Source organism: Aeromonas media (assembly GCF_000819985.1).
Classification (GTDB): Bacteria; Pseudomonadota; Gammaproteobacteria; order Enterobacterales; family Aeromonadaceae; genus Aeromonas; species Aeromonas media.
This window is the reverse complement of the sequence record NZ_CDBZ01000130.1, coordinates 1-5986: the sequence shown is the minus strand read 5'-3', so window position 1 is coordinate 5986 and position 5986 is coordinate 1. Positions and strand designations below refer to the sequence as shown.

Sequence of the window (5986 nt, the reverse complement as noted above, 5' to 3'; positions counted from 1 at the left end):
AAGTGTGCTCCCGCCCTGGGCCTGCACCGGTTCGGGGTGCTGGTAGCTGGTACAAGCCGCCACCGCCAATGCGAGGGGAAGCAGACAAAAATGGTGTTTTTTCATGTTATTGGTGCACCTGACTCGCAATGAAACTCGACAAACCTGGCCCGCAGCATCCCGCGCGGAACCGACTTCACATCCGGATCTTGCTGCCAAACAGGGTCAGTGTCTGACGCTTGCCCGCTTTCTCCAGTACCACGGCATCGGCGCTGATGCCCACCAGCAGAAAACCGTCGATCCGCTGGCCCACCCGATAGCTCTGACCGTTGAGCACCGCCAGCGCCGGTCCGTTGCCCAGGATGACGCTCTGCAACCTGGGCAGACCGGCGTCCTTGCTCGGGCTCGCCGCCGCGCCGCTGCCGGCCAGGGGGGCGGTCGGGTCCTGCAACACCTCTGCCTGGGCCAGCGGGCCCAGCAGGCAGCACAACAATGTCAGCCACTTAGCCACGAATGAACTCCTTGCTGGTACTCAGGGTGTAGATCTCCATCTCCACCGCCGCCTTGGGGGGCTCGACCACCCTGTAGTCGAACCCTTTCCAGTAGAAGTGGCGAGGCAGGGCTTCCAGCGCCTTCAGGTACCGGTAGACATCGAAATAGCCCCCCTCCAGCTGGAGCCGGATCCCGTGCTTGAACAGGTTGGCCTTCTGCTCGCCAGCCATCAGCGGCTCGGGCTTGAGGGAGGTGAGCGCCAGCATATGCAGGTTGGCGGAGCGAGACAACAGGGCCTCCAGCACGGCCGGCATCTCGTGGGCCGGGATCAGATCCACCGTCTGGGCCTTGAGCTCTGCGTCCAGCCGGCCGAGGGACGCCTCAACGCTAGCCAGCTGCTGGCGCACCTGGGCGTTGGGATCCCGCCCCAGCCGGGCCTGCTTGCCCTGGTTCTCCAGGGTCAGGATCTCCAGATCCCGCTGCGCCGCCGTCAGCGCCTGCCGTTCCTGGCTCAGGCGGGTATCGGCGGCATCCAGCCAGCCGTAGATCCCGGCAGCCCCCAGCAGGATGATGCCCGTCAGCAGGATCAAGACCCGCTCACGCAGGCTGAGGGCGGCCACACGCTGTGCCCAGGCCAGCCACTGTGCTTTCATCTCCATCATGGGGTCTCCCGTGCTATGCCGCTAAGCTGAAAGGCCAGCTGGCCAGCCTTGTCCCGGCTCAGGGTCAGCTCGCCAAACTGCTTGCCCGCCAGGGACGGGGTCTGCTTGAAGCGGTTCACCCAGGCGGGGACATCCTGGCTGCGTTCGGCCACCCCGGAGAGGTTGATGCGCCCGTCACTTATCTCGATCCGTTGCAGGGAGAGGCGGGCATCCCGCAGACGGGCCAGATCCGCCATCACGCCGGCGTAGCCCTGGGATTTTTGCAGGGAGAGGCTGCCGAGCTGGCGTATCAGCGCCTGCTTGGCAGCCAGCTCCTCGCGCTTGTCGACCAGCTGCTGTTGCAGCTGACCATCTGCCCGATGGCGCGCCAGCGCGGCATCGAGCCGTGTTGCCTCGCCGCGCTGCACATCAAGCAGCGCACGCACCTGGGCCAGCTCACGATCGACACCCCGCTGTTGCCAGCCATAGAAAAAGGTGGCCACGACCAGCAGCAGCAGGCAACCGCCCCAGACCAGGGCCATCTGATTGAGGCTGGCCCACAGGCGCCTTGGCCTGAATTCGGCGCCATAGAGATTGATATGGTGTTTCATCCTTCGCTCCTGCCCAGGGCGGCGCCGTAAGCGCAGAGGTATTCGACACCGGCCTGCCACTGGGTCTTGTTGGCCATGGAGGAGTGAAGGATGACGTCAGCAACCCGGTTCATCGTTCACCTCCCAGGGCCGCACCATAGGCACAGAGGTATTCGACACCGGCCAGCACCGCCTTGTTGGCCATGGCGGAGACCGGGAAACCGAAGACCTGTTCCAGGTGGCGGACCAGCAAACCGATGGCGGAGGAGGCGATGGCGAGTTGCAACTGGCCCGGCTCCGGCAGCTTGAGATGACCCGCCAGGTAGTCGAGGGAGCGCTGGATCTCCAGCGCCAGCCCGTCGAGCATCTCCTGATCGGGCTCATGGGTACCGGTGAGGCTGGCGAACCCGCGGAACTGACGGGAGAAGCAGAGCCCTCCCCGATGAAAGACCAGCAGTTGCAACTCCTGTCCCCTCGGCTGCCAGAGCAGCATGCGCACCGTCTGATCCGCCTCGTAGAGGGCCGTCATGGCCAACTCGTCGCTGACGATGGCCTCCAGAGTCCCCACGCCGTTGACCGCATCCGCCAGTTGCTGCACCCGCGCTTTGGGCACGCAGATCACGTTGATGCGCGGCCGACCCGCAGGGGGCGTCGGCAGGTCCACATAGTCCATGGCGAGCTGCAACACGGGTTCGTTGACGAAATCCTTGATGGCCCAGGGCAGGGCCCCCGCCATCTCGGCATCGGGCACGGCGGGCTTGTCTATCTGGATCTGCTGATAAAGGCTGGCGGCCAGGGCCACCCGCACCTTAGACTTGGCCAGGCCATGCTGGGCAAACAGCTCCCCCATGGCCCTGGGCCAGTCGTGAGGACCATGGATGGCGCGACTGGTAAAGATCGGGACGGGTTCCACACAAGCCAGCAGGATGCGATCGTTGGCCAGCAGGAGTCCCACCTGAGGGCTGGGGTGCGAACGTCGGAAAAGTGACTTCATCGAGACCTGGACCTGACTGCATGAAACGGACTAAACCTTAACATAAACAGGCCATTAGCCTCCAACTTTATGACAAACGATGCATTGACGGCCAAGATGACCTCCCCCTGGGATGCGCCACTGGAACCCGCTCAGATCCCCTCCCCCCTGCACCCTGTCCACCACCCTCTGCTGGATGCCCACGGCGTGCGGCTCTGGTGCAAGCGGGATGACCTGATCCACCCGACCCTCTCCGGCAACAAGTGGCGCAAGCTCAAGTACCACCTGCAACAGGCTCGGGCGCAGGGCAAGACCCACCTGCTGTCGTTTGGGGGCGCCTACTCCAATCACATTCACGCCCTGGCGGCGGCCGGCCTCAGGTCCGGGCTGCGCACCACCGGCATCATACGCGGTGAGGCTGACAGCGTCAGCAACGCAACCCTGAGCGCGGCCAAAGGCTGGGGCATGGATCTCGTTTTTGTGGACCGCCAGAGCTACCGGCGCCGCCAGGATCCCGACTGGCTGGCCCAGTTCGCGGCACCTGACACCCTGATAGTGCCGGAGGGGGGGAGCAGCCCGCTCGCCATCCCCGGAGTCGCCGAGCTGGTGGCCGAGGTGCCCTTCTCGCCGGATCTCTGGGTGCTGCCCTGCGCCAGCGGTGGCACCCTGGCGGGGCTCATCGCGGGCAAGCGGGCACGGGAGCAGATCCTCGCCATCGCCGTGCTCAAGGGGGGTGGCTTCATCGCCAACGAAGTGTGCCGGCTCTATCCTGCGGCGGCCATCACCGATGGCTGGCGCATCGCGCTGGATCATCACGACGGCGGCTATGCCAGGTTCAGTCCGGCCCTGTGGCAGTGGGTACAGGCCTTCAGCGCCCACACCGGGCTGCCGCTCGAGCCCATCTACAGCGGCAAGGCGATGTGGGGGCTGTTCCGGGAACTGGCCGCCGGGCGCATCCCCCGCGGCAGCGAGGTGGTCTTCATCCACACCGGGGGCCTGCAGGGGCTGGCGGGCCTCAAGGAGCAGGGCAGGCTCTAGACCAGGGCGATTAAGGGGCCCGGAGAGGAGGCGGGCCACCACTGAACCAGGCGGGCCCGTCAGGCGGGCATGATCAGCCGCTGTGGCTCGGCGAACCAGGGCCCCTGGCCCGCGTGCACGCCGAGATGACGCAGCATCTTCCACTCGTCGCCGCTCTCCACCCCGACAGCAATCACCCGGGTCTGGGTATTGGCGCAACCACCCACCAGGCTGCGCACCGCCATCTGGTTGACCTGTCGCAGGTGGATCTCCCGCACCAGGCTGGGGTGCAGCTTGAGGAAGCTGATCTCGAACTCCTTGATGTACTGAGTGCTCACCACATCCTGGCCCGCGTGATCGATGGCCAGCCGGCATCCCAACATGCGCAGCGCCCGCAGTGGCCGCTTGAGCGCCTCGTAGTGGCGGGTCACCTGAGACTCCGACAACTGCAGGATCAACCCCTCATTGAGGCTGCGCGGCAGTTGGAACAGCTCGAAGAAAAGATCCCGCTGGAACTCGCGATTGAGCAGGTTCTGGGCACTGAGCGACAGGCAGACGGGGCAGCTCGACTCCGGCCGCTGGCGCAGCAGGCGAAGGGTCTGGGCGACCACCAGCCGGTCCAACGGCAGCAGCAGGCCAGCCTTCTCCGCCATGGGCATGAAGACTCCTGCCTGCAACTCCCGCCCCTGCTCGTCATGAATGCGGATCAGCAGCTCCTGTTGCAGCACCACCTGATCCCGCTCCTGCTGCACCGGTTGCAGATAGAAGGAGATCCCCCGCTCCTCGATGCGGCGGTTGATCAGGGTGCGCCAGCGCACCGTCCCCTTGTTGCTCGCCTCCTCGTCCAGCGACTTCTCGTAGAGGAACCAGCCGCTGTGACCCTGCAGGCGCGCACTCTTGAGCGCCAGCTCGGCCTCTTCCTGCACCTTGAGCAGGGAGTCCTCGGCCTGATAACAAACGGCACCGAGATAGACGGCCGTGTCCAGATTGACCGACTCGGGCCAGTGCAGGCGCTGCAGGCTCTTGAGCAACTGACTGGCGCCGTCCACCATCTCGCTCTCGGACATGTTGGGCAGCAGCACGGCAAAGACCTGACCGGCGTAGCGGGCCTGCAGGGCACCGCTGTGCTTGCGCACGAAGGTACCGATGGAGGCACTTGCCTCCATCAGCAGATCCTGACTCGGGCGCCCGCTCAGTTCGGGATCCAGCTCCTCCAGCCCGGCCAGCTCGATCAGCAGGACACCACCACTGATCACGCTCGCCTCCATGATGGCGTTTTCCAGCCGGTTGTCGAAGAAGAGGCGGTTGCCAATGCCGGTGGTCTTGTCGACGAAGGCGTTGCTGCGGATGAAGTTGTCGAACCGGCTGCGCTCCTTGCGGGCATCGGCCAGCTCGGCCAGCAGATGGGTGAGCGCCTGGCTGGCGGGGAGGGGCCATTCGTCGGCGGGATCATGGGCCAGCTTGGTGAGTTTGCCATCCAGGATCAATTGGGCCCGCTCCGCCAGCAGCTCGGCACCACGCAGCTGCTGTCGCAACCAGCGGATGGAATACCAGAGACCAAATACCACGATGAAGACCCCGAGGGAGATGCCGAACATGGCCTGTATGGAGTACTCGAACTCCTTGAACGGCCTGTCCAGCTTGAACTCGGCCTGCATGCCGACCTGATTGGGAATGGGTTTGCTGTAGGGGATCAGCAGACTCTCGTCGGTCTGTTGCTGTACGTCGCGAAACCAGTAGACCCGCTGCCTGTCCTGGCGGATCTCCAGCTCGACCACGTGGGAAGCCCGCAGCAGGGAGGGCAGCCAGCGGGCCAAGGCCTGCTGATCGTCGGTCACTCCCAGTTGCTTGTCGATGATCTCCACCAGGGAGTCGACCCGGTTCTGCTGCAGCTCCATCCCCATCTGGCGGAAACTGAATACCCCGCCCAGCATCACCACGGCCATGGCCGCGATCACGCACAGGGTAATAAAGGAGACGAGTTGAGTGGTCAGTTTCATGTGCCTTTCCGTAGCCGACAGCATCCATAGAGCTTCATGGTATCAGCCTTGGCCAAACCCCGCCTATGGATGAAGATCCCGCTTCTGCAAATAAGCGCGGTGGCCGCTCATGCCCGGGTGTGGGTCACTCGTACGGGGGGACTCGGGAGAGGAGAAAATCGGGCAACCGGCCGAACGGCGGGCAGAAAAATGGTCCCACTGCGGGGACCAAAAGAAACACTCATATCAAAACTAACACTCTGTGCTACTGACAAAAATAGATACAGGAGTATTGAACCGTCATTCCGCACCTGA

At 64.4% G+C, this 5986-nt stretch carries 6 protein-coding genes; 1 reads left to right on the top strand and 5 read right to left on the bottom strand.

The annotated features are described in order from the left end of the window. Positions 1 to 175 precede the first annotated feature (175 nt). The 4 genes from BN1127_RS10945 to BN1127_RS10930 all read right to left on the bottom strand — a co-directional run bounded on the left by BN1127_RS10945 (position 176) and on the right by BN1127_RS10930 (position 2696). On the bottom strand, positions 176 to 490 hold the full coding sequence (locus BN1127_RS10945) for a SctD/MshK family protein (RefSeq protein WP_042649472.1): 315 nt from the start codon (positions 488 to 490) through the stop codon (positions 176 to 178). Next, positions 483 to 1130, bottom strand: coding sequence for a type IV pilus inner membrane component PilO (locus BN1127_RS10940; protein ID WP_042649473.1), 648 nt, complete (start codon positions 1128 to 1130; stop codon positions 483 to 485). The genes BN1127_RS10945 and BN1127_RS10940 overlap by 8 nt, the downstream gene beginning before the upstream one ends. After that, on the bottom strand, positions 1130 to 1723 hold the full coding sequence (locus BN1127_RS10935; protein WP_042649471.1) for a PilN domain-containing protein: 594 nt from the start codon (positions 1721 to 1723) through the stop codon (positions 1130 to 1132). The genes BN1127_RS10940 and BN1127_RS10935 overlap by 1 nt, the downstream gene beginning before the upstream one ends. A 109-nt stretch (positions 1724 to 1832) precedes the next feature. Further along, positions 1833 to 2696 carry a hypothetical protein gene (locus tag BN1127_RS10930; protein WP_042649470.1) on the bottom strand — a complete coding sequence of 288 codons (864 nt, stop codon included), beginning with the start codon at positions 2694 to 2696 and terminating at the stop codon, positions 1833 to 1835. 96 nt (positions 2697 to 2792) lie between these two features. Here BN1127_RS10930 and BN1127_RS10925 point away from each other — a divergent pair, with 96 nt between their 5' ends. Further along, positions 2793 to 3713, top strand: a complete 921-nt coding sequence (locus tag BN1127_RS10925; protein ID WP_042649469.1) for a 1-aminocyclopropane-1-carboxylate deaminase/D-cysteine desulfhydrase — start codon at positions 2793 to 2795, stop codon at positions 3711 to 3713. Between the two features lie 59 nt (positions 3714 to 3772). Here BN1127_RS10925 and BN1127_RS10920 read toward each other — a convergent pair whose 3' ends face one another. Then, entirely contained in the window at positions 3773 to 5692 is a 1920-nt protein-coding gene (locus BN1127_RS10920) for an EAL domain-containing protein (protein ID WP_042649468.1), read from the bottom strand. Between the last annotated feature and the right edge of the window lie 294 nt (positions 5693 to 5986).